The sequence below is a fragment of the Polaribacter sp. Hel_I_88 genome, from assembly GCF_000687935.1.
Classification (GTDB): Bacteria; Bacteroidota; Bacteroidia; order Flavobacteriales; family Flavobacteriaceae; genus Polaribacter.
In genome coordinates this window covers 3,103,765-3,129,535 of sequence record NZ_JHZZ01000001.1, presented here as the reverse complement: position 1 = coordinate 3,129,535, position 25,771 = coordinate 3,103,765, and the positions used below count along the sequence as shown (strand labels likewise).

23 protein-coding genes are annotated in these 25,771 nt (G+C 28.9%); 10 read left to right on the top strand and 13 right to left on the bottom strand.

The annotated features are described in order from the left end of the window. Positions 1–70 precede the first annotated feature (70 nt). The gene (locus P161_RS0113865) at positions 71–1,927 is read left to right on the top strand and encodes an LTA synthase family protein (RefSeq protein ID WP_197026358.1); all 1,857 of its coding nucleotides are present in this window, start codon (positions 71–73) and stop codon (positions 1,925–1,927) included. A gap of 45 nt (positions 1,928–1,972) precedes the next feature. Then, entirely contained in the window at positions 1,973–2,797 is an 825-nt protein-coding gene (locus P161_RS0113860) for an FkbM family methyltransferase (RefSeq protein WP_026777532.1), read from the top strand. Here the strand turns inward: P161_RS0113860 and P161_RS0113855 are convergent. The 3 genes from P161_RS0113855 to P161_RS0113845 all read right to left on the bottom strand — a co-directional run bounded on the left by P161_RS0113855 (position 2,794) and on the right by P161_RS0113845 (position 5,188). Beyond that, complete coding sequence (locus P161_RS0113855) at positions 2,794–3,246, bottom strand: DUF1569 domain-containing protein (RefSeq protein WP_026777531.1); 453 nt, start codon at positions 3,244–3,246, stop codon at positions 2,794–2,796. The genes P161_RS0113860 and P161_RS0113855 overlap by 4 nt on opposite strands. A 1-nt stretch (position 3,247) precedes the next feature. Then, a complete protein-coding gene (gene holA / locus P161_RS0113850; RefSeq protein WP_026777530.1) occupies positions 3,248–4,249 on the bottom strand; it encodes a DNA polymerase III subunit delta in 1,002 nt (333 codons plus the stop codon). Between the two features lie 573 nt (positions 4,250–4,822). Beyond that, positions 4,823–5,188, bottom strand: a complete 366-nt coding sequence (locus tag P161_RS0113845) for a GxxExxY protein (protein ID WP_026777529.1) — start codon at positions 5,186–5,188, stop codon at positions 4,823–4,825. Between the two features lie 29 nt (positions 5,189–5,217). On the opposite strand from P161_RS0113845, the gene P161_RS0113840 reads away from it, so the two are divergent. Together P161_RS0113840 and P161_RS0113835 are read left to right on the top strand one after the other, a co-directional pair. Beyond that, positions 5,218–5,661: a type I restriction enzyme HsdR N-terminal domain-containing protein gene (locus P161_RS0113840; RefSeq protein ID WP_026777528.1), complete on the top strand. Its 444-nt coding sequence runs from the start codon at positions 5,218–5,220 to the stop codon at positions 5,659–5,661. Positions 5,662–5,707: 46 nt separating this feature from the next. Further along, positions 5,708–6,706 (top strand): glycosyltransferase family 2 protein, encoded by a 999-nt coding sequence (locus P161_RS0113835; protein WP_026777527.1) that lies wholly within the window; start codon positions 5,708–5,710, stop codon positions 6,704–6,706. Between the two features lie 179 nt (positions 6,707–6,885). Here the strand turns inward: P161_RS0113835 and P161_RS0113830 are convergent, their stop codons facing one another. From P161_RS0113830 to nusB, 8 genes are all read right to left on the bottom strand, one after another. Next, complete coding sequence (locus P161_RS0113830) at positions 6,886–7,506, bottom strand: L-threonylcarbamoyladenylate synthase (RefSeq protein WP_026777526.1); 621 nt, start codon at positions 7,504–7,506, stop codon at positions 6,886–6,888. 66 nt (positions 7,507–7,572) lie between these two features. Next, the gene (locus P161_RS0113825; protein WP_026777525.1) at positions 7,573–8,274 is read right to left on the bottom strand and encodes a response regulator transcription factor; all 702 of its coding nucleotides are present in this window, start codon (positions 8,272–8,274) and stop codon (positions 7,573–7,575) included. Positions 8,275–8,284: 10 nt separating this feature from the next. Then, positions 8,285–9,853 carry a sensor histidine kinase KdpD gene (locus tag P161_RS0113820; protein ID WP_026777524.1) on the bottom strand — a complete coding sequence of 523 codons (1,569 nt, stop codon included), beginning with the start codon at positions 9,851–9,853 and terminating at the stop codon, positions 8,285–8,287. Between the two features lie 109 nt (positions 9,854–9,962). Beyond that, entirely contained in the window at positions 9,963–10,556 is a 594-nt protein-coding gene (coaE, locus tag P161_RS0113815) for a dephospho-CoA kinase (protein WP_026777523.1), read from the bottom strand. Beyond that, positions 10,557–11,438, bottom strand: a complete 882-nt coding sequence (locus P161_RS0113810; protein ID WP_231494748.1) for a CdaR family protein — start codon at positions 11,436–11,438, stop codon at positions 10,557–10,559. Between the two features lie 156 nt (positions 11,439–11,594). Further along, on the bottom strand, positions 11,595–11,894 hold the full coding sequence (gene yajC / locus P161_RS0113805; RefSeq protein ID WP_026777521.1) for a preprotein translocase subunit YajC: 300 nt from the start codon (positions 11,892–11,894) through the stop codon (positions 11,595–11,597). Positions 11,895–11,918: 24 nt separating this feature from the next. Beyond that, complete coding sequence (locus P161_RS0113800; protein WP_026777520.1) at positions 11,919–12,380, bottom strand: DUF1573 domain-containing protein; 462 nt, start codon at positions 12,378–12,380, stop codon at positions 11,919–11,921. Between the two features lie 51 nt (positions 12,381–12,431). Then, positions 12,432–13,370, bottom strand: coding sequence for a transcription antitermination factor NusB (gene nusB, locus P161_RS0113795; protein WP_026777519.1), 939 nt, complete (start codon positions 13,368–13,370; stop codon positions 12,432–12,434). A gap of 149 nt (positions 13,371–13,519) precedes the next feature. Here nusB and P161_RS0113790 point away from each other — a divergent pair, with 149 nt between their 5' ends. Both P161_RS0113790 and P161_RS0113785 read left to right on the top strand, forming a co-directional pair. Further along, positions 13,520–15,274: an ABC transporter ATP-binding protein gene (locus tag P161_RS0113790; protein ID WP_026777518.1), complete on the top strand. Its 1,755-nt coding sequence runs from the start codon at positions 13,520–13,522 to the stop codon at positions 15,272–15,274. A gap of 73 nt (positions 15,275–15,347) precedes the next feature. After that, positions 15,348–15,707, top strand: coding sequence for a PUR family DNA/RNA-binding protein (locus P161_RS0113785; RefSeq protein WP_026777517.1), 360 nt, complete (start codon positions 15,348–15,350; stop codon positions 15,705–15,707). Positions 15,708–15,891: 184 nt separating this feature from the next. Here the strand turns inward: P161_RS0113785 and P161_RS0113780 are convergent, their stop codons facing one another. Next, positions 15,892–16,959: a chorismate-binding protein gene (locus P161_RS0113780; RefSeq protein WP_231494747.1), complete on the bottom strand. Its 1,068-nt coding sequence runs from the start codon at positions 16,957–16,959 to the stop codon at positions 15,892–15,894. 85 nt (positions 16,960–17,044) lie between these two features. Beyond that, positions 17,045–17,461: a PaaI family thioesterase gene (locus P161_RS0113775; protein ID WP_026777515.1), complete on the bottom strand. Its 417-nt coding sequence runs from the start codon at positions 17,459–17,461 to the stop codon at positions 17,045–17,047. 72 nt (positions 17,462–17,533) lie between these two features. Here P161_RS0113775 and P161_RS0113770 point away from each other — a divergent pair, with 72 nt between their 5' ends. The 4 genes from P161_RS0113770 to P161_RS18660 all read left to right on the top strand — a co-directional run bounded on the left by P161_RS0113770 (position 17,534) and on the right by P161_RS18660 (position 25,755). After that, positions 17,534–18,034, top strand: a complete 501-nt coding sequence (locus P161_RS0113770; protein ID WP_036841496.1) for a hypothetical protein — start codon at positions 17,534–17,536, stop codon at positions 18,032–18,034. A gap of 298 nt (positions 18,035–18,332) precedes the next feature. Next, the gene (locus P161_RS0113765) at positions 18,333–19,232 is read left to right on the top strand and encodes an ABC transporter ATP-binding protein (RefSeq protein ID WP_026777513.1); all 900 of its coding nucleotides are present in this window, start codon (positions 18,333–18,335) and stop codon (positions 19,230–19,232) included. 19 nt (positions 19,233–19,251) lie between these two features. Beyond that, entirely contained in the window at positions 19,252–20,094 is an 843-nt protein-coding gene (locus P161_RS0113760) for an ABC transporter permease (RefSeq protein ID WP_026777512.1), read from the top strand. A 165-nt stretch (positions 20,095–20,259) separates the two neighbouring features. Further along, complete coding sequence (locus tag P161_RS18660; RefSeq protein ID WP_051605761.1) at positions 20,260–25,755, top strand: T9SS type B sorting domain-containing protein; 5,496 nt, start codon at positions 20,260–20,262, stop codon at positions 25,753–25,755. Positions 25,756–25,771: the final 16 nt, after the last annotated feature.

Genomic DNA, 25,771 nt, shown 5'->3' with positions numbered 1-25,771 from the left:
ATTTTTTTATTACAATTATACTTTAATTCTCTTTGATAAAGAGTTTTGAAAAACATTTTAAATATCAAAAATGAAAAACATTACAAACAGATTTTTATATAATCTTTATTACTTCTTATTTTGGATTGTTTATTTTGTTTTTGCACGTTTCTTTTTCTTGATGTATTATGTTGATAAAACTCAAGAACTTGAACTATCAACTGTTTTAAAAACCTTTTTATACGGTTTACGATTGGATGCTTCCTTTGCTGCGTATATATCTACAATTCCTTTTTTATTCATCATGTTTTCTGTGATTACCAACCCAAAAATCATTTTAAAATTTATAAAATGGTACACTTTTGTAATCGTTATTTTTATAAGTTTACTTTTGTTTATTGATGCTGGCTTATACCAAGCTTGGGGTGTTCGTTTAGACACGTCTTTGCTTCCTTACTTAAACACACCAACATTAATGATTTCTTCAACATCAACTTTTCAGTTGGTTTCTGGTATTTTTGGTTGGATTTTAATTTCGTTTCTTTTTATAAAAATTTTCAAAAAAATTCATCAAAAAAATAGCGATAAAATTGATTTTGGAAACTGGACACAACTTCCTATTTTTTTATTGATGACAGCAGTTTTGATTATTCCTGTAAGAGGTGGTTTCCAAATTGTACCTGTAAACCAAAGCAACGTTTATTTTTCTGAATCGATGTTTGCAAATCATGCAGCAATTAATTTTATGTGGAATTTTTCTAACACACTAACACACAAAACTGATGGCACAAATATTTATAAATATTTTGATGATAAAACTGCTTTAAAAATCATCAACAAAACAAAAAATAATCTTTTAATTGCTGATACAGACTCTATATTAACAACAACAAAACCCAATGTAATTTTAATTCTTTGGGAAAGTTTACCTGCAAAAATTGTGGGCTCTTTAGGTGGCGAACCTAATGTTACTCCCAATTTAAACCGACTTTCTAAAGAAGGGTTGTTATTTACAAATTTCTATGCAAATGGAGATAGAACTGACAAAGGAATTCCTGCTGTTTTAAGTGGTTATTACCCACAACCAGTAAAGAGAATTATGCGAATGCCAAACAAAACTAGAAGCTTACCAATGTTACCAAAAAAAATGGCTGAATTGGGCTATAACACTTCTTTTTATTATGGTGGAGATTTAAATTTTGGAAATATGAATACCTATTTACGAAATGCAGGAATTAATAAAATTGTAGATGGAAGTGAATTCGATACAAAAGATTGGAATTCAAAATGGGGCGCTTATGATGATGTTTTTATGAAACGTTTTGCTGATGATTTATCAACCGAACAAAAAGAACCATTTTTTAAAATTGCTTTAACTTTAACAAGTCACGAACCTTACGAAATTAAAGGCGAATATAAATTTGGACAAAATTCACAAGATAACTTGTTTAGAAGTGCCCATTTTTATACGGACAGCGTAATTGGCCATTTTATGAATTTTGCTAAAAAACAAGAATGGTATAAAAACACGATAATTGTAATCATGTCAGATCATGGACATAGTTCTCCTGAACACGAAGGTCCTTATTTTTCGCCTAAAAAATTCAGAATTCCAATGTTGTGGCTTGGAGGTGCTGTAAATAAAAACATTAAAGAGATTGATAATTTTTCAAGCCAAGTTGATTTTTCTTACACTTTACTAGATTTATTAAAAGGCGATAAAAAAGATTTTGTTTTTAGCAAGCATATTTTTAACTCATCTAATGAACAATATGCGCATTATACTTTTAACAAAGGCTATGGAACTGTTACAAAAAACGGTACTTTTATTTATGATTATGTAAGCAAAAAACCAATATTATCCGAAGGTAAATACACAAAAAAATTAGATTCTTTAGGAAAAGCACTAACTCAAGATTCTTATCAAGATTTTTTGGAAAGGAAATGAAAACAATATTATATATTTATGCGATAGAAAGAAACAAATTATATAATGGAGAAAAATCTTGAATTAACATTGCATGAAAAAGTACTTACTAAATTATTTAACCAAAATGATAAATTAATATTGTTTGATATTGGTGCTTGTGAAGGTTTAAGCAGTGTTCGATATCTTTCTTTATTTCCAAGCTCTCAAATTTACGTATTTGAACCTGTACCAAGTAATTACAAAATAGTTTTAAAAAATAAAGAAACATATAATTTAAAGAATATGCACACTTTTGAGTTAGGTCTATCTTCTAAAATAGGTGAAGCTACCTTTTATGTATCTTCAGGAAAACCCGAAAATAAAGATATTCCTTCTGATAACTCTACCAGCTTTGGTAACAAAAGTTCTTCACTTTATAAGCCAGGAAAAACAAAAGAAATTCATCCTTGGCTACAATTCAATGAATCTATTACAATAAAAACCGAAACATTAGAGAACTTTTGTACAACAAAAAAAATCAGTTTAATAGATTTTATTCACATGGATGTTCAAGGAGCAGAACTAATGGTTTTAGAAGGTTCAAATGATATGATTTCTAACATTAAATCTGTATGGTTAGAAGTTGAAGAAATTGAATTATATGAAAAACAAGCTTTAAGAAAAGACATAGAGAATTTTTTCCTTAAAAATAATTTTATCTGTATTTTAAATAAAGTAAATCATATTGCTGGAGATCAATTTTGGGTAAGAAAAACTTATTTTGAAAGTTTAGATAGCGATACAAAATCGTACTTAAATATTGTTAGCCATAAAACTGAACTAAAATCTAAAATATCAAGCGCTTTTGGAAAAACCAAAGACTCCATTAAAAATGTTTTTAAAGGCTAAACTCCAAACTGTCTTAAATGATGGTCTAAATGTTTATAAAACATAGTGCTCCATTCTTTCGCTGTTAATTTACCAAAAGAATGAGATGCTTTTCCTTCAAACTCTTTTTCTCCTAATTCTTGGGTTTGCGTTATAAAATTTATCAAACGTTTTTTTTCTGATACAAAATCTTTTTCATCAACAATTAAAAACTGACGCGCAGTTCTGCCGTTTTTAACATAAGGTTTATCTGAAGTTACTATGTTTTTAATCAAAGCTTTCATCATAAACCTTGTAAATGCATTTGGTCTTGGATGTTTATCTGTATATACCATTTCATAAGTAACACAACAATGAGCCAGCATTTGCGACACAGACATTTTACCCCAAATTGGTTGTTTTTGGGAAGTTAAGTTTTCAATTCTTGAAATAACTTCTGCTGTAATTTCTTTGGTGAAAATATTTTTCATTTTAATGTAAAATTTTAAATAATAATTCTTTTAAAATATCTCTTTGTGTCTGGCTTGCTCCAACTCCTTTACTCTTTACATCTGCATCTCTTAAAAATGCAATTACCTGTGCAACTTTTCTCATTGGATAATTTCTAGCAGCCGCAAAATAATCATCAATAAAATAAAAACCAACGCCTAAAGATTTAGAAACTGCATCTTTAGATTTATTTTGTAAACCATGAAATAACAGCAACTTTGTAAAGAAGCTATTTAATAAAGAAATTGTCATTACTGTTGGATTATTCTTTGGATTCTCAACAAAATAATTGATAATTCTATTCGCTTTTTTAATGTCTTTGGCACCAACAGCTTTTTGTAACTCAAAATTATTAAAGTCTTTGGATATGCCTATATTCTCTTCAATATGTTTATCGTTAATAATTGTTTCTACTGGTAAAATTAACATTAGTTTATCTAGTTCATTGGCAATTTTGCTTAAATTAGTTCCTAAAAACTCCACCAACATATGAGCTGCTTTTGGCTCAATGTGATAGTTCTTTCCACTTAAAACTCTTCTAATCCAATCTGAAACTTGATTGTCGTATAGTTTTTTACTTTCAAAAATTAAACCCGATTTTGCAATGGCTTTATGGAGTTTTTTACGCTTATCTAACTTTTTGTATTTATAGTTGATGACCAAAACTGTGGTGGGCTGTGGATTTAGAGCATAAGCAACCAATTTTTCTATAGTTCTGCTTAAATCTTGTGCTTCTTTAACAATCAAGACCTGTCTTTCAGCCATCATTGGATAACGTTTTGCAGCACCTACAATATCCTCTATACTTGCATCTCTACCATACATTATTTGCTGATTAAAGCCTTTTTCTGCTTCATCTAAAACCGTTTTTTCTATGTAATCAGATATTTTATCAATGTAATAAGGCTCTTCTCCCATTAAAAAATATATGGGTTTTATATCGCCTTTTTTAATATCTGAAACAATGGTTCTTATCTCGTTCATTTACTACTTATTTTTTCCTTAACTTAAATGGATTTATATTTTTAAAACCTAATTCTAAAATAATTGCCTCGAATTCACAAATTAAAAAAATAATTATACTCTTAAACTCAAACTTTAAATAATTACCACTAATTAAAAATATAAATCCAAAGGATTTATATTCGTGAAGTTCTGTTTTTTATTTTCAACCACAAAAATTCGTGAATTCGTGGCTAAAATTTTTCATAAATTATGAGTAAAATTAATTCTATAATAATCGCCCTAAATTCACAAGTTAAAAAAATAATTATACTCTTAAACTCAACCTTTAAATAATTACCGCTAATTAAAAATATAAATCCAAAGGATTTATATTCGTGAAATTCTGTTTTTTATTTTCAACCACAAAATTCGTAAATTCGTGGCTGAAGACACTTCAATTATTGCTTTAAAATTGCCACGAATTCACGAATTAAAAAATTAATCATACTCTAAAACAATTATTATAAATTTAAATCCAAAGGATTTAAATTAGTGAAATTCTTTTTTTTCATTCTCAACCACAAAAATTCGCGAATTCGTGGCTAAACCCATTTATAATACAATCCTTTTAAATTCTAATGACTCATTCCGAAAATTAACTAATATACAAAGTTTATTACCAGACACTTTCAAATAATTAATGCATTGGGCAATATGTTTTGGGTGAAATTCTTTAACTGATTTAATCTCCAAAATTATTTTATCTAAAACAACAAAATCTGCAAAAAATTTATGTGCTAAAACTATTTCCTTATAATTAACTGTATATTCTTTTTCCCTTTCGTAAGAAATGTTTTTTAGCTTAAACTCATGCTCTAAAGCATCTTTATATACAACTTCCAAAAAACCACCTCCCAAATTATTATGAACTTCAAATAAAGTTCCAACAATATCATAACTTTCTTTTTTATAAATCATATTTAATTATGATATTCGTTGTAATGAAGATGATAAACCTCAATTTACCAAACTATAAATTCAAACTCAAAAGTAGCGAAAATAAGACGCTTATTTTTGATAATTTACGAAAAAAATATTTTGTTTTAACTCCAGAAGAATGGGTTCGTCAGCATTTTGTGCAGTATTTAATTGATGAAAAAAAATATCCTGTTTCTTTGATTGCTTTAGAAAAGCAATTAACCATTAACAATCGAAAAAAAAGGACTGATATTCTAGTTTTTGATGCTGATGGAAATCCTGATATTATCGTAGAATGCAAAGCACCACAAATACAAATAACTCAAGCTACTTTCGATCAAATTGCTCGTTATAATTTAAAACTAAAAGCTAATTATTTAATAGTTACCAATGGTTTAACTCATTTTTATTGTAAAATGGATTTTGAAAAAGAAACCTATATTTTCTTGAAAGAAATACCTGCTTATAATTAAGAAAACTTTAGTTATAATCCAGTTTATAAAATGTAAATTCGCAAACTTGAAAACAGCAATTGTCATATTAAATTGGAATGGACAAAAACTACTTGAACAGTTTTTGCCATCAATCGTAAATTTTAGCGCGAACGAAGCCGAAATTTATGTGGCCGACAATGCTTCTACTGACAGTTCCATTAAGTATATTAAAGAATTTTATCCTGCTGTAAAAATTATCCAAAACGCTGTAAATGGCGGCTATGCAAAAGGTTATAATGATGCTTTACAATCCATCAAAGCAGATATTTATTGCTTAATTAATTCTGATGTAGAAGTAACCGAAAATTGGCTCTCTCCTATTGTAGATGTTTTTAAAAGTGATGAAAAAACAGCAATCATTCAACCGAAAATTCTAGATTATAAAGAGAAAGATAAGTTTGAATATGCAGGTGCTGCAGGTGGTTTTATTGATTTATATGGATATCCTTATTGCAGAGGACGCGTTTTTAATCATCTTGAAACAGATGCAAATCAATTTAATGATATTGCTGAAATTTTTTGGGCATCAGGAGCTTGTTTTTTTATTCGCTCTAAAGTGTATCATCAATTAAATGGTTTTGATGAAGATTATTTTGCGCATCAAGAAGAAATTGATTTGTGCTGGCGAACTCAAAATATAGGTTACAAGGTTAAATATGTAGGTTTGTCAACAGTTTTTCATGTTGGTGGAGCAACTTTACAAGAAACAAATCCTCATAAAACATATTTAAACTTTAGAAATAGCTTGTTAAATGTGGTAAAAAATGTACCAAAAAAATGGTTCCTATTTGTGGTTTTTTCTCGCTTAATTTTAGACGGAATTGCAGGAATTAAATTCATGTTTGAATTAAGACCAATCCACACTTGGTCTATTATTAAAGCACATTTAAGTTTTTATAAAAACTTTTTTAAATTTTTAGGAAAACGAAGAAAACTTCAAAAAAAACAAGACTATAATTTACAAACTAGCATTGTTTGGCAGTATTTCTTTTTAGGTAGAAAAAAGTTTGAAGAACTGGAATAGGTTCAAGATTCAAAATTTTGAATTCAAAGTTAAAGTTCAAACGCAAAAACGCAGAGGAAATCGCAAAGATGTTTTTTAAAAAAGATTGCTAGTTTTAACAAGTTCTCGATAGAATTTTCTCAAAAAATCGAAAATCACTCAAACAGACAAATTCTGAACCTTGAACTCTGAACTTTGAATTAAAGAATCTCTAAACTTCCTTTTCCTTCTCTTACAACTTCAGGTTCAATACCAGTTAAATCGATAATTGTAGATGCATAATTATCTCCATAACCACCATCAATGACTAAATCTACCAAGTTTTCCCATTTTTCAAAAATTAATTCTGGATCAGTTGTATATTCCAAAACGTCATCATCATCTCTAATAGAAGTCGAAACAATTGGGTTTCCTAAAGAAGAGACAATCGCTTTTACAATATTGTTATCTGGAATTCTAATTCCGACTGTTTTTTTCTTCTTAAAAACTTTAGGTAAATTATTACTTCCTGGTAAAATAAACGTGTAAGGCCCAGGTAAAGCTCGTTTTAAAATTTTGAATGTTGGCGAATCTATTTGTTTTACGTAATCTGATAAATGGCTTAAACTATCACAAATAAAAGAAAATTTTGCTTTTTCTAGTTTTACACCTTTCATTAAAGCAATTCTTTCTAAAGCTTTATTACTATTTATATCACAGCCTAAACCATAAACGGTATCTGTAGGATAAATAATTACACCATCGTTTTTTAAAACCTTTACAATTTTATCAATTGCTTTTTGATTTGGGTTTTCGTTATAAATTTTAATAAATTCTGCCATCATATAAAATTACAAAAACTCAACCTGAAATACAAATTGAGTTTTTATTATAGGAAGTTTTATTTTTTAAGTTTTATCTACTAGCCTAAAACCTTCTCCATGAATATTTAAAATTTCCACCATTTCATCTTCTTTTAAATACTTACGTAATTTAGCAATGTAAACATCCATACTTCTAGAAGTAAAGTAGTTATCATCTCTCCAGATTTTTGTAAGTGCCAATTCTCTTGGCATTAAATCATTTTTATGAATGGCTAACATGCGCAACAATTTACTTTCTTTTGGCGACAGTTTATTTGGTTCTCCTTCTTCGCCAACAGATAAATGACGTAATTTAGAGTTGAAGAAAAAAGATCCAATTTTAAACTCAAATTGCTCTGATTCCGCTGTTTTATCCGATTCTTTACGTTGTAAAATTGCTTTAATTTTATGCAATAAAACTTCAGAATCAAAAGGTTTGTTTAAATAATCATCTGCACCAACAGCATATCCTTTTAAAACATCTTCTTTTAAAGTTTTTGCTGTTAAAAAAATAATTGGCACTTCTTTATTAGTAACTCTAATATCTTGTGCTAAAGAAAAACCATCTTTTCTTGGCATCATAACATCTAAAATACACAAGTCGTAATCGCTATTTTTAAACATAATTAAGCCTTCTATACCATCTTTTGCATGTGTAACGTTATAATCATTTAACGCTAAATAATCTTTTAAAACGGTTCCGAAATTTGGATCGTCTTCTACTAATAATATTTTTTTACTTCCCATTTTTATTATTTTAAATTAAAGGTAATTTAACTGTGAATATGCTTCCTTCTCCTTTTTCACTTTCTACAAAAACTGTTCCATGATGCTTTTCTACAATTTCTTTTACATAAGCCAACCCTAAACCATGCCCTTTTACGTCATGCACGTTTCCTTTTTGCTCTCTGTAAAATTTATCAAACACTTGTTTCTGAACATTTTTACTCATTCCTATGCCTTCGTCTTTTATTTTGATAATAAAAAATTTATTGGCACTTTCTGTATACACATCAATTTTTGGTGCTCCTTGCGTGTATTTAATTCCATTTTCTAAAATATTTACAAAAACATTTGTTAAATGGAATTCGTTTCCATTTATTTCTGATGTAATTGCCTGAAAATGTGTTTCTACGCTTCCTTTTTTATCATCAATTAAAAGGCTAACGTGATTAATAGCATCTTCAATTACTTCATGAATATCAATAGTTTCTGTACTAATATCTAATTGGTTTTTTTCTAATTTTGAAATACGCAAAACGTTTTCCACTTGCTTGTGCATTCTTTTATTTTCGTCACGAATCATATTTACATAACGAATTACTTTTTCTGTATCATTAATAATTTTTGGATTCTTTATAGAGTCAATAGCCAAATTAATTGTTGCAATTGGTGTTTTAAACTCATGAGTCATATTATTGATAAAATCAGTTTTAATTTCTGATAATTTTTTCTGTTTTATCAATTGATATAAAGAACTTGAAAATGCAATAATAATAATTAATATAAAAAACAATGATAATAGCAAAATACCTGAAATACCTGATAAGATATGTTCATTTTTTTTTGGAAACGTTACATATAGTATATATTCTGGAACATCTTCATCATTTTTAAACAATGGATATTTGTAACTATTCTTTGTATTAATTGTGTAATATCCTGATTTCAATTTTGTTGCTAAACCATCATTTCCATAGACGCCATATTTAAAATCTAAATTTATATTTCGTTTTTTTAATTCGTCTTTTATAGTTTCATTTAGCTCGTTATTATTTACTCTTTGGTTTATTGGATATATTTTTTTGTAATTATCCATTACATCATCAAACAAACTTTCATTTATTTTTTTTAATCTACTTGTAAACGAATAACGTTTTTCTTCTATGGGTTTAAAAAGATCATCTACTCCTTTTATCAAACTTGTTTGAGAAAAATCTTTTTTACCAGAAACTCTTGTAAAGATTATACTTTCATTATCAAGAAAATCTAAAGGAATTTCAAAGTTTTCCTCTAAAACAGTGGATCCAAATGTTATTTTTCTATTGTTTGTTGTATCTATTTGTTGAATTAAAAAATTTTTTATTTGTGCATTGTCTGCAGAAGCTCTTGCATTTATAATATCTTGTATTTCACTATAAACTTGATTTTCTTGTTTTTCATTAATTCTCTCAGCAATACTACCTAATGATCTCATAACATCATTGGTAAATTGTTCATTTTTACTTTCTACTGCATTGTTAATCCAATAGAGCTGAACAGCGATAATTCCCATCAGGGAAACGCTCATTAAAACAACAATAAGAACAAACATTTTTTTGCCCATATATCAAAGTTAAGTTATTATAAAATTGCAATTAACGATTTTAACGTAGATTAACAAAAACAACGTAAATTTATGAGTAATTTAACAGAATTCTTAAATATTTAGAAAATCAAACGTAATATTGTGTTAAAATATTATGAATTTTATGAACCTGATTTTCAGTATCTTCAAGTTTTTCGTTATCAATTATATAGTTAGATTGTAGTATTTTTTTAACATCATTCCATTGGCTTTTCATTCTATTTAAAACAGCTGTTTTGGTTGATGAATCTCTTGCCATAACTCTATTAATTTTTGTATTTAAAGCTGCATATACAGTTATAACAATATCGCAAAATACATTGCTTTTACTTTCAAAAAGAATAGCGTTCTCGTAAATGATATAATCTTTATCTTGATTATTTTTTACAAAATCTTGAAAATGTTTGCGAACTTCTGGGTGAACAATACTATTTAGAATGGCTAATTTTGCTGAATCTTTAAAAACAATTTCTGAGATAAATTCTCGATTTAATTCACCATTTACAAAAGACTTTTGCCCAAACTCTTTTATTAAATTTTCTTTTATAATTTTTGATGAATTCATTAGCTTTTTAGCTTCTGCATCAGCAATATAAATAGCAACATTTTTAAACTCTGCAAAGAATTTTGCAACTGTAGTTTTACCACTTCCAATACCACCTGTTAGCCCAACAATTTTCATTTATTTTTGAATTAAAAAATCAATTTTACTAGGAATTATTTTAATGTTTTTTATAAAATCGACGTCTGTTGTTATTTTAGGAATTAAATAACCAACATCATTTTTAACAGCCATTGCATAATCGCATTCTATAATAAAAGAGGCTTCTGATACTTTTGCAAAATTAGATAAAGCAACTACATACACTATTTCTACATTATCCGTTAAAATAGTTAAATCTGTGTCTTCTGGTAAATTTTTAATAATAAAAGGGACTTTAACAGTGCCTTCTGTAAACTTATCTACTTTACCAGTAATGGTTACTTTGGTATCTTTAAACTTTAAATTCTTTTGATTTTTAGATTTTAAAATTGAAACTTCTTTTGTAAAACTAGCTTTTACTCCTTTTAAATTTAAAGGACTCAAATTAAGATGTGTAATTGAATTTAATTGATCTTCTGGTCCAGAAATTACAATAGAATCTGGAGTTATTATAAGTTCGTCTAATAAATCGTAACCAATGTGATAGGTAATATTTACTTGTGGTTTTAACGCAACTTTTTTAGAGGTCAAAACTCCTAAATTTAAAAAAATGGTGTCTTGTAATATTTCTTGTATAACAATACCATTCAATAATTGCTTTTGAATTTTTGTTATTTGATTTTTTGGTAAAATATAAAATTTTGAAGCACTTTTTTTTCGCAAATTAGAAGCTTCTATATTAATTTTTTTTGTGTTTAATTTTGCTCTTAAAATCTTAAAACCAGTTGCTGTAATAGAAAGATCTATTTTTTTTATGGGGCTTTCTTGCAATAATTTATCTTGTGCAATATTGTTATAATTTACAGGATATGTTATTACTGTTGTATATTCTTTGGAAAAAGTAATTAATAACCAAATCAAAAAAGAGATGATTAGAAAAGTAATAAATGTTTTCGGTATTTTCTTTGAAGATGTGGCCAAGAAATATAATTTTAATGCAATCTAATGAAAAGCTTATAAACAAAAAAATGAGCTTACCTAAAAAGAAAAGCTCATTTTTAAAAATTTAAAACTAGTTTATTTTTTTACAGCAGGTGCTGCTAAATATTGTTTACTTAGTTCCATTGATATTGCAGCACGTTCAAACTTAATTTTACCTGCACCAGTTTCAATTGTAACTGTATTGTCTGTTGAATTTATTTCAGCAATTTTACCATGAATACCACTAGAAGTAACCACTTTTGCTCCTTTTTTAATCTCTGCTTGAAAAGATTTTTCTTTTTTTGCTTTTGTCATTTGTGGTCTTATCATAAAAAAATATAAGACTAAAATCATTGCTGCAAAAGGCAACATACTTGTTAATGCTCCTGTATCCATGTATAAAATATATTATTGTTTTTTTTAAGCTTTTGGTGTTACCATTCCTTTAAGAGTTAAAATTTCTCTACCAGTTTCTGTATTTGTAATTAAGGTAATGTTTTTTTGTTGTCTGTTTTGTTTACCATTTGTATTAAACCTTACTTGAATTTCTTCTGTTTCTCCTGGTTTAATTGGTTTTTTTGGCCAAACTGGTACAGTACAACCACAAGTTACTTGCGCATCTGTAATTACCAAATCTGTTTTTCCTGAATTTGTTAATTTAAAGGTAGTTTCTATAACTTCTCCTTCATTTACAGTTCCAAAATCGTACACAGGGTTTTCGAAAGAAACAGAAGCTGCTCCATTTTTAATTTCAGTGTCTCTAGATTTTGCACTTTCTAAATTATCACTATTAATTTTTGTTGATGCACTACCACCATTTCCGCAAGAAATAAATAAGCTCGAAGAGATTATAAAAGCGAATAATATTGTTACTTTTTTCATGATATTATATTTTTTGTAAAAATAATAAATAAATTGTCTTTAGCAATAAGGTTAGAGTAAACCTCTCCCTATTTTAACAATTCTTTTGTCGTTTGTTAATTCTTTTGAAATTTTATCTAACACTCCATTGATAAAATAACTACTTTTTAAAGTTGAATAATCTTTTGCAATTTCTATATATTCATTAATAGTTACTCTTGTTGGTATGGATGGGAATTCAATAAACTCTGTAATTGCCATTTTAATCAATATCATGTCAATATCTGCAATTCTATCAGTTTCCCAATTTGGTGTTTTATCTGCAATGTCTTGCTCGTAATTTTGCTGTTTTAATACTGTTTTTCTAAACAACTTGCTTACAAAAGCCTCATCATCTGCGTCTTTATACAAAACTCCTAGTGTAAAATTATTAGTCGCTTTTTGCTTGCTTATAGATCTAACAATCCATGTGTTTACAAAAGGAATATCATCTACCCAAGAAATCATCTTGTCTTCATAGTACTCTGCTAATTTTTCATTAGGAGCAATTATTTCTTTAAAGAAATCTACAATAAAAGCTTGGTCTACTTTATAAGAATCTTCTACAGTGTCTAAATATTTTGTGTATAAATTACTTTTTTGTAATTCATCTAAAATAATTTTAACATATTCATTATCTAATTCCCAGTTATTTAAACTGTTTGTTTCAACATAACTTTCAATACTAATGCTTTCTGCAATAAGATTGATTACTTTATTGTCAATAAATTTTGTGTTGGGTTTTAAATCTTCTTTAGTGGCAAGAATTTTCTTTTTAGAAAGTGCCATTCTTTTTGCTGCTAGTTTTTGAACTTCCACTAAAAGCTGAAGGTTTAAAACGTACAAATCGAACATTTTTAAAATACTGTGCTTTAAAAATTTTTCTTCTCTAACTATATCTTGATTTAGAGATTGCTGCATGGCATATACAGATTGCATTACTTTAACTCGAATATGTCTTCTGTTAATCATTATAAGAACTTAAAAAGGCGTTTTTATTTGCGTTGCAAAAGTAGTATAATTTTACTTTTTGATGCCTACTTTTTTAATTCTTTTTTAAGAAAATATATCTTAGCGAAACTCGTATATTCGTGCTTTATTTTAAAAAGCAAAAAACTCGTTTGAAAGCATTACAATATTTAAATAAATATTTCTCGAAATACAAATGGCGTATTTTAATTGGTTTACTCATTACTATTTTATCGAAACTATTAGCATTACAAGTCCCAAAAATTATTGGTGAGTCTTTTAATGTTGTAGAAGACTATTTAAAAGACAAAACAATAGATGTAGCATATGTTAAAAGAGAACTTTTAATAAATGTACTCATTATAATTGGTGTTGCTTTATTAAGTGGTTTTTTTACTTTTTTAATGAGGCAAACACTTATTGTTACTTCAAGATTAATTGAATTCGATTTAAAAAACGAAATTTACCAACAATACCAAAAACTGTCTTTAAATTTCTATAAAAAGAATAGAACTGGAGATTTAATGAACAGAATTAGCGACGATGTTTCTAAAGTTAGAATGTACGTTGGCCCAGCTGTAATGTATACTATGAACATGATTGTACTTTTTGCAGTTGGTTTTACACAGATGGTTCAAGTAGATTTAAAACTTACCTTATACACATTACTTCCTTTTCCACTTTTATCGATTTCTATTTTTGTTTTAAGCAAAGTAATTCATAAAAGAAGTACTGTTGTTCAAGAATATTTATCGGAATTAACAACGTTTAATCAAGAGTTTTTCTCTGGAATTAATGTGGTAAAATCTTATGGAATTGAAAGATCAATCATAAAAGATTTTGATGAAATTTCTGACATGAGCAAAGAAAAAAATATTCATTTACAGAAAGCAAATGCACTCTTTTTTCCATTGATGCTTTTATTAATTGGAATTAGTAACCTAATTGTAATTTATGTTGGTGGGAATCAATACATAAATGGCGAAATACAATCTGGAGTTATCATCGAATTTATCATGTATGTAAATATATTAACCTGGCCAGTTGCTGTTGTGGGTTGGGTAACATCTATGGTGCAACAAGCAGAAGCTTCACAGGCTAGAATTAATGAGTTTTTAGATCAAGTTCCAGAAATTAAAAACGAAAGCGAAACATCCACAGAAATTCATGGTAAAGTAACTTTTAAAGATGTAACTTTTACCTATGATGACACCAATATTACCGCTTTAAAAAATATTAATCTTACAGTGAATCCAGGAGAAACGTTAGCTATTTTAGGAAACACTGGTTCTGGTAAATCTACTATTATTGAATTAATTTCTAGATTGTACGATACAACAAAAGGCACAATTTTATTAGATGACAAACCTATTGAGGAAGGAAATTTAAATGATATTAGAAGTCAAATTGGTTTTGTACCTCAAGATCCATTTTTATTTTCTGATACCATTGGAAATAACATAAAATTCGGGAAAGAAGATGCTACAGAAGATGAAATTATGGAAGCTGCAAAAGATGCTGTTGTTCACGATAATATCATAGAGTTTACAAATGGTTACAACACGATTCTTGGGGAACGTGGAGTAACACTTTCTGGAGGACAAAAACAACGTGTATCTATTGCTAGAGCTATTATTAAAAATCCTAAAATTTTAATTTTTGATGATTGTTTATCTGCTGTAGATACAGAAACTGAAGAAAAAATACTTTCTAATTTAGAAAAAGTATCAAAAAATAAAACCACCTTTATTATTAGTCATAGAGTTTCATCAGCAAAAAATGCAGATAAAATTATTGTTTTAGAAGATGGTGAAATTGCACAACAAGGTACTCACAATCAATTACTAGCACAAGAAGGATATTATAAGAATTTGTACGAGCAGCAACTTTTAGAAAAAGAAATGTAATCTTTAACCTTGCTACGTAAAATATTTTGTTAGATTTGTATATTAACAAACAATAACCACTATTATAAAGATTATGGCAGAGAGAGTTGAACAGGAAGAAATTTTTTCTCAGGTTTTAAGAGCTGGAAGAAGAACCTATTTTTTTGATGTAAGAGCTACAAAAGCAGACGATTATTATCTGACTGTTACAGAAAGTAAAAAATTCACACATGATGATGGAACTTTCCATTATCAAAAACACAAAATTTATCTTTACAAAGAAGATTTCTCTGATTTTCATGAAATGTTAAAGAAAGCTACAGACTATATTGTTAATGAAAAAGGTGATGAAGTTATTAGCGAACGTCATCAAAAAGATTTTAAGAAAGAAGAAACTGCAGAAGAAGCAACGTCTCCAAAAAGTTTTACAGACATTTCTTTTGACGATATTTAACAACAGCCTCAAACTGTTTTATTATTTAGCTTGTTTACGGTAAAAATATTTAACTGTTAAGCAACTTTTAAAGAGTTTTAATTCAAATTCAATTTACAATTTCATTTACTAAAAAACCGTAAACTAACGTTTGCGGTTTTTAAATTTTGCTAAATAATATATATCTTTAAATCCTAGAAAATAATTACAAAACTTTTTTCATGGTTTCGCTTTTAGATACGGTTTCCTTCCATTCATTTTTTGGAATACTATCTTTTGTAATACCTCCTCCAACATAAATTGATGCTTTGTTATTGTTGATTTCCATACATCTTAAATTCACATATAATTGTGAACTTTGAACATTCAATTTTAAATCTTGAACATTCAATTCACCTAAAAATCCAGTATAAAAACTTCGATTATAATTTTCATTATTGATGATAAAATCTCTTGCCATATTTCTTGGCAAACCACAAACTGCTGGTGTTGGATGCAAGGATCTTATCAAAGATTTTAAAGTTGATTTTTTGTTCAACTCTCCTTCTACTTTGGTTCTTAAATGCAATAAATTTCCAGCTCTAATAGTTTCTGTCTTATCAATTTTTAAGTTCGATGAAATTGTTGCTAATTGACTTTCTATAAAATCGGTTACTAATTGCTGTTCTTCTAATTCCTTACTTTTCCAAACTACATTATTTTCATCGGAATCATTTGTTACAACTTGAGTACCTGCTAAAGACATTGTTTTAAAATTAGTATCAAAAATTTGCAATAAGGTTTCTGGTGTTGCTCCTAACCACAGACCTACTTTTGGATGAAACCAAACATAAACAAAAGCATTTTTATACTTTTTTAATAATTTTTGATACCCTAAAAGCAATTCAAAATCGGATAATTGAACTTCTTCTTTTCGCGAAATTACTACCTTTTGTAAATCACTTTTATCAATTTCATCAATCGCTTTTTCAACTATTTTTATGTGATTTTCTTTGGATTTTATATCGACCAAATAATCATTTTCATCAAAAGTAAAATCATTTAATATCAATTCTTCTTGAATAAATTCTGCTTTTTCAGATGGAAATAGAATTGCTTTTTCATCGGTATTAAAAGGTGCAAAAACAAAACCAGTTTCAGAAAAGTTATCAGTAAAAAATAAAGAATCATCCTGCATAAAAAAACCAGAAATTTCATTTTGATTCGGTTTTCTATATACTACAAAAGGTAAATTATTTTCGTAAAACTGAGTGATTTTCTTAAAAATATTCAATATAAATAGTTTAAAATTCTTCCTTATTCAATTAAAATTCAATGACTTGTTTTACAAATTTCATCAAAAATTAAAGGCTTTTATGTTATCTTTTTGCTAAAATTATATTCGTCATTTTAGCAACCGAAATTAAATTGTCCTCTTCATCAACAATTGTAACTTCCCATAAATGGGTTGTTTTGCCTTTATGAATATTTTTAGCAGTAGCAAAAACAACTCCTTCTCTTTTACTTTTTATATGATTTATAGAAAGCTGAATTCCATTCACAAATTGATCTTTGCTATCAATAAAAAAGTTGGAAGCTGCACTGCCCACAGTTTCTGCCAAAGCTGCTGTGGCTCCTCCATGCAATTGCCCATAAGGTTGATGAACTTTAGGAGAAACTGGCATTTTTGCTGTTAAAAAATCATCACCAATAGCAACATATTCTATATCAAGCGTTTCCATTAATGTGTTTTTATTGCGAGCATTAAATGCTTTAAGGAGTTCTTTTGTATCCATTCTAAAAAGGTTTTATCTTGTAAAAATACGCATAAAAATTTGTATTTTTGCCATCGAAAAGAGCAAGAGATTATGTACAAAATAAGAATTATTTTAGATACCAAAGAAGATATTATTAGAACTGTTTTAGTTGATGAAACTATTGATTTAGAAATTTTGCATAAAACAATTGCGTCGTCTTTTGGTTTTGCTGGGCAAGAAATGGCTTCTTTTTACAGAACGGATGATGAATGGAATCAAGGTGAGGAAATTCCGTTATTTAATATGGCAGAAGCTGGTGAAGATATTTCTATGAAAGGCTGTATTTTAAGCGAAACATTGCCAGAAGAAAATAGCAAACTAATTTATGTGTACGATTTTTTAAAAATGTGGACTTTTTATGTGGATGTTGTTGAAATATTGGACGAAAAAAGAGACGATTTACCTCAAATAATTTTAACGGTTGGCGAAATTCCTGCAGAAGCTCCCGAAAAAGAATTTGTTGCAGAAAAAGTAGATGATGGTTTTGGTGATGAAGAGGATATTGATGACGAATTTGGGCATTTTGATGATTTTGATTATAATGAGTATTAGTAGAATTTGTGTAACTGTTAAATTGTTGAATTGTGTAAAAGGGTGACTTTTATAAAAGGATAAAAAGTTGCCACGAATTCACGAATTATTTTAAAATTGTATTTAAATAAATTCGTGAATTCGTGGCAAAAATTTTTAGAATACTTTTTATATAATATTGGTAGCTTTTAACCTCAACTGAATCCTTTCTTCTCAATATTGAAAACTGAATACTGCAACTGAAAACTGCCAACTGAAATATTGTAACAAATTTGTACTTTAGTCGTCTTACTTTTTATAACCGACTAAAACTATTTCTTTGGAAACTATCTTATCTCTCAAAAATCTCGATAAAAAATACGGAGCTGTTCATGCAGTAAATAATCTTTCTTTTGATATTCAAAAAGGCAATGTTTACGGAATTCTTGGACCCAATGGCTCTGGAAAATCAACCACTTTAGGTATTATTTTAAATGTTGTAAACAGAACTTCTGGTGAATTTTCTTGGTTTAATGGAAATTTATCAACCCATGAAGCTCTTAAAAAAGTTGGTGCTATAATTGAACGCCCTAACTTTTATCCTTATATGACAGCAACTCAAAATTTAGCATTGATTTGTAAGATTAAAGGAACATCCACCGAAAAAATAGACGAAAAATTACAAATTGTAAATCTTTATGAGAGAAGAAACAGCAAGTTTAGTACTTTTTCTTTAGGAATGAAACAACGTTTGGCAATTGCATCTGCCTTATTAAACGATCCTGAAATTTTAATTTTAGACGAACCTACAAATGGTTTAGATCCTCAAGGAATTCACGAAATTAGGCAAATTATTAAAAAAATTGCTGCAAACGGAACCACAATTCTTTTAGCTTCTCATCTTTTAGATGAAGTTGAAAAAGTATGCTCTCATGTGGTTGTGATTAGAAAAGGTATAAAATTATATGCTGGTAGAGTGGATGAAATGACAGCCTCTAAAGGTTTGCTAGAGCTAAAAATTGATACAAATGAAGCAGAATTAATGCAACTTTTAGAAAATCATACTGCAATTTTAAAAGTAACCAAAGATCATGAAACAATTATTGCAACTTTAAATACTGAAATCTCTGCTACAGAAATCAATCAATTTTTGTTTGAAAAAGGGTTTGTTTTAAGCCATTTGGTAAAACGTAAACCAAGTTTAGAACAACAATTTTTAGATTTAACCAATAACAACTAATCAACTAAAACACAAAGTCATGTTAAGACTACTTACTATAGAATTTCACAAATTAAAATATAATAGAGCAAGTAAAATATTATCTATTATTTATTTTGGTTTGCTTACATCTATTGCATTAATTGCAGCTATAAAATTTGAATTTGGAAGTTTCAAATTACATTTAGCAGATGCAGGGATTTTTAATTTTCCATATATCTGGCATTTCAACACCTATATTGCAGCAATTTTAAAATTCTTTTTGTTGTTGGTTATTGTTTCAATGATGTCTAATGAATATAGTTACAAAACCTTAAAACAGAATTTAATTGATGGTTTAAGTAAAAAAGAATTTATCCTTTCTAAGTTCTATACTGTCATAGCTTTTGCAGCAGTTTCTACTGTATTTGTTTTTGTTGTTTCATTAGTTTTAGGTTTGATATATTCAGATTATAATGAGCTAGCAATCATTGTTTCAGATTTAGAGTATTTAGTAGCTTTTTTCATAAAATTAGTTGGCTTCTTTTCTTTTGGTTTATTTCTAGGCATTTTAGTAAAACGATCTGCATTTGCAGTTGGAGCTATGTTTGTGTGGCTAATTTTTGAAGGAATGTTCAAAGGTTTTTTATATTGGCAATTTAATGACTCAGAAAATACTGGAGATAAAGTAGATGCTATCATGCAATTTTTACCTTTGGAAGCCATGAGCAATTTAATCAAAGAACCATTTTCTAGATTAGGAGCTGTTAAAAGTTTTGCAAGTCAAATGGGTAAAAACTTTATGGAAAAAGAAGTGGACTTTTTAACAATCTTAATCGTTTCTTTTTGGACGTTTATTTTCATTTTTTTATCCTACAGATTATTATTAAAAAGAGATTTATAAACATTTTTTTCAGTAAACATTTTACAAATAGAGTATCATAACTTATAAAATGATACGATATGTAAATTTTGTGTATAAAAAAGTTTTAAACTTATAAAAAGAAGACTCTTTTATTATTTATTTCTTGTTATTTTTAGCAAATAATTTTGTTAAATAGGTAACACTTTGAAATTAAAAATAATAGTCTTCATATATCTTTTCTTTTTTATTTGCGTTTCTAGTGTAAACGCCCAATTAAGCAAAAAGCATTTTATTCCGCCTTTAACCTATGCTGAAAATGGAAATGCAAATCCTGAAGAGCAATTTTTTTATATTTCAACTCCAAAAAACCAAAATGTTAGTTACACTATCAAACAAATAGGTTTTCCTGATAACGATTTTAACGGTGTTGTATCTAGTAATTTTCCTGCAGAAATTATTGTAGGAACTGGTAATACCCAACTTTTTGTAGATTCAAGACAAACGAGTGTTGTTCATAGTGATAAAGGTTATATAATTGAAGCAAATGATGTTATCTATGTTTCTATTCGTGTTTTAGCAGGTGGTGGTGCACAAGCAGGAGCTTTAGTTAGCAAAGGCGCTTCTGCTTTAGGTACAACGTTTAGAGCAGGGATGTTTACTAATGAAAATCCTCAAGACAATTATTTGAATTTTATCTCAGTTATGGCATCAGAAGATAACACTCAAGTTACTTTTGATGATTTACCAGCTGGCATCGAAATTAAAAACTATACAGGCACTTTACCAATTTCTACTACTTTAAATGAAGGCGAAAGCTACGTAGTTGCAACAAATTCCTTCGAAAACACCATTAATAGAGATGGTTTAATTGGTACTTTAATTAATGCTGATAAACCCATTATTGTAAATACTGGTTCTGCAAATGGAAGTTTTCATAATGGTGGTGGCCGAGATTATGGAATAGACCAAATTGTTGGTGCAGATAAAATTGGCACTGATTATATTTTCGTAAAAGGCAATGGAAATAACGATTGGGAAAATGTTTTAATTGTTGCTCATGAAGATGATACAGGAATAATTTTAAATGATGGTCCAATTATAGCAACTATAAATAAAGGAGAATATTATTTAATTGAGGGAAACTCTTATAACAGTAATGGAAATTTATATGTTAATACCTCAAAACCCGTTTTTGCATATCAAGGAATTGGGGCTAATAATAGCGAAGCAAATCAAGGACTATTTTTTGTTCCTCCTTTAAGTTGTGAAAACAGAGGAAAAGTAGATAATATTCCAAAAATAGAATCTATTGGAGCTGTTACTTTTACAGGAGGAATTACCATTGTTACCAACAAAGATGCAACTGTCACCATCAATTCTCAACCAATTTCTGATTTTAATACTTCTGGACCTTTTGATGTTGATGGAAATCCTGACTACGTTACGTATAAAGTGATAAATTTAACTGGCGATATTTCTATTGACAGCGATCGAGAATTATATTGTGCCTATTTTAATCAAAATGGTGCAGCTACTTCTGGTAGTTTTTACTCTGGATTTCCTTCCTCTCCAGAAATTATTCTAGATACAACAATCTCTTCTTTGGGTAACTGTATCCCTAACATTACTTTACAAGCTGCCAATACAGATTTATTTGATAGTTTTGAATGGCAATATTTTAACGAAACAACTTCTTTGTGGGAGCAAAAAAGTACCGATTCAGAATACAAACCTATAGAATCTGAACCAGGAAGATATAAACTAATTGGTTTTATTGCTTGTACTGGAACTACTTTTGAATCTGTAGAAATCCCTGTAAGTATTTGTCCTGATGACTTTGATGGCGATTTAATTATCGACAATTTAGATGTTGATATTGATAATGATGGTATTTTAAATTGCGCTGAATCTATTGGAAATGCAGCTTTAAATATTACTGATAGCAACAATCCTTCAATTATTTTTCTAGATAATTCCACTAACAATACAATCGTTTCTTCGGTTTTTACGCAATCGCAAGCAACCAATACTTTTTCTGGTGATATAAATGGAAATTTTGAATCCAGTATAAATCCTGCTGTAGATTCTAAGTTAGTCTATCAACTTAATTTTACACAAAATGTAAATTTTAGATTCGCTCAAAATACAGCTACAAATCATACAATTACAGAAGGCGAATTTTTTATTATAAAAATTGGACCTAACAATAAAAACCTAACACTTTTAGATCCTAATGATCAATTATTGATTGATACTAATTTTGATGGCGAATTTGAAACTGGGGTTACCAATATTTCTGCATCAGAAATACATTTTAAGTTTAAAGCCAATTTAGCTGGATCAGCAAGTACTTTCCAATTTTTGGCAAATCAAATCAATCAAATAGAATTTCAACACCAATCTTCAGCAACAAACTCATCATCAACCTTTAACGGAAACCTGCAATTAACATGCTTTTCTTTAGATTCAGATGGAGATGGCATCGAAAATATGTTTGATATGGATTCAGATAATGATGGAATTCCAGATATTGCAGAAGCTTCATCAACCAAAATTACGTTGTTAAATACAGATACTAATCAAGATGGTTTAGATGATGCTTTTAATGGAATTACTACAAATATAGATTCAGATAATGATGGCATTCCAAATTATATCGACTTAGATTCTGACAATGATGGTATTTTTGATTTGGTAGAAGCCAATCATCAAGAAACTGACACAAATAATGATGGAGTTTTAGATAATGCAGATGCAACTAATGTTGGTTTAAATGGATTGTTAAATTCGCTAGAAACAGCAGTAGATAGTAATTTAATCAATTATACAGTTTTAGACACAGATGCAGATAGTATTTTCAATTTCATGGAACTAGATGCAGATAATGACGACTGTTTTGATGTTACAGAAGCTGGTTTTTCAGATATAAATAACGATGGATTTTTAGGGGTTTCTCCTGTTCAGGTTGACGAAAAAGGAAGAGTTATAAATAATTCAGATGGTTATACAAATCCTAATGTAGATTATATTACAAGTGCGCTAATCATCATAAATACGCCTTTTGTTGAGGTGTTTTTTTGTGAAGATTTTACAGATACAATCAACATAGATACAACAGCAGATTCGTTTCTTTGGGAAGTTTCTGTTGATGGAACAACTTGGAGTACAATTACAGATAACAGCATTTATAGTGGAGCAACAACAAATACACTTCAAATAACAAACACACCACTAAATTTTGATGGATTTTTATACAGGGTTGTTTTAGAGAGAACAGGCAATGGATGTCCAAAAAATTCAAACGAAATTACATTAACTGTAAATCCTGCTCCTACAGTAACCCCAGAAGTAGATTTATTACAATGTGATGATGATTTGGATAGAATATCAACTGTAAATTTAACAGAAGCAGAAATTAGTATTTCTGCAAATTCTGCAAACGAAAGATTTGAATATTTTGCTACTGAAGCAGACGCAATTGCTGGAACTCCTTTAGTTGATGATGAATTGCGTTATCCTGTGAATCAAAGTGGAGAAGCTTGGGTAAGAACTATTTCTACAGAAAATTGTTACCGAATTTCTAAAATTAATCTAGAAGTGGAAGCTGCTGCTGATGTTGCTTACAACAAAGAATTTGAGGCTGTTTGTGATGATTTTCTGCAAACAGATGGCACAAATGGCCCTGCAAATGATGATACTGATGGTATTACAAACTTCGATTTTAGTGAAGCAAATGCCGAAATTTTAATGTTCTTCCCTCCTGCTTTACGACCAGATTTAGAAATCTCTTATTTTGAAACAAGAGACGATAGAACTGCTGTTGTAAATGCAATTGCTGATATTTCGAATTACAGAAATATCAATTTTCCTTCAGATGTTACAAGACAAACTATTTATTTTAAAATCACCAATAAAAACAACAACAATTGCTCTGGAACTGGCGAATTGTATCTAAGAACAAATACAGTTCCTGAAGCTGCAAATGTGCCAGACTTAGAACTTTGTGATGATGCTAATGATGGTGATGGAACCAATGGAATTGTGCAATCTTTCGATTTAGAATCCCAAACTAGTTTAATTTTAAATGGCCAAAATCCTGCTGATTTTACGGTAACGTATCACCTTTCTGCTGCAGATGCCAATGCTGGAAATGATGCTCAATCATCTCCTTTTGTAAATACAACTCGCGATTCTCAAACCATTTTTGTGAGAGTTACCAATACTACAACTGGCTGTTTTACTAATCATACTTCCTTTAATGTGATTGTAAACCCTATTCCTGTTGCCAATTTTGTAGAAGATTTAGAAATTTGTGATGATAATTCTGATGGTTCTGCTAGAAATGGCTTTTCACAAGCTATTGATTTAGAATCTCAAACTGCTGGTATTTTAGGAACTCAAGATCCCAATACACATACAGTTACCTATCACAGATCTTTGGCTGATGCTCAAAATGGCAACAATCCTTTGATTTCTCCATATTCAAATAACGCTCCAAATAGAGAAACAATTTTTGTACGTATTTTGAATACAGATACTGGGTGTGCAAATCCAATTTCTAACTTTGATGTCATTATAAATGCTGAACCCGTTTTAGTAGTACCAACTAATTTAGCTTATTGTGATAATGACTTGGATGGTGATGATGCCAATGGAATTGTGCAAAACATCGATTTGGATAGTAAAATAGTTGAGATTTTAGGAACAACTCAAAATCCAAACGATTTTAATGTTACGTTTCATAGCTCTCAAGCAAATGCAACTTCTGGAAATGATGCCATCATTTCTCCTTATCAAAACACAAATGCTACAGAAACTATTTTTGTGCGTATTGAAAACAAAAATACAGGTTGTGTAAATGATGATGCTACTTTTGATGTGATCGTCAATACATTGCCTGATTTTACAGTGACAACACCTCAAATTTTATGTTTGAATGATTTACCTTTAAACATTGCTGCAGAAAATGCAAGAGATGTGTATAGCTATATTTGGCAAGATGAAAACGGAACTGTTTTAAACACAGCTTCTAGAGATAACATCAATATCACTTCTGGTGGAACCTATACAGTTACTGCAACCACCACAGATGGCACTTTATGTGAAAGATCAGAAAGTATTGTTGTTAACGAATCCAATCCTGCCATTTTAGAGCGCAGTTTTATCACCATTATTGATGAAGGTAACAATATAAGCAGTGAGGACAACTTATCAATTTCTATTGATATTGTCAATAATGATTTAGGTCCTGGAGATTATCAATTTGCCATTATAAATACTGATGATAACTCAAGAACTCCAATCATCGGTTTTCAAGACGAGCCATTGTTTGAAAATCTAGAAGGTGGTGTATATCAAATTATTGTAAACGATAAAAATGGTTGTGCTCCAGATGAAATGCTGTTAGTTTCTGTAATTCAGTTTCCAAAATTCTTTACACCAAATGGAGATGGACGAAATGATACTTGGGTTGTAAAAGGTGCCAACAAAGATTTTTACCCAAATGCAAGTATCAATATTTTTAACAGATATGGAACCTTGGTAGCACAAGAACAAATTGATAGCGAAGGTTGGAATGGAATGTATCAAGGTAAATTATTACCTTCTGACGATTACTGGTTCAACATTACTCTAATTCCTGCTGATACTACAAAACCAACCATCAACAAAAAAGGAAACTTTTCGTTGTTGAGGAAATAATAATGAATAGCCATTT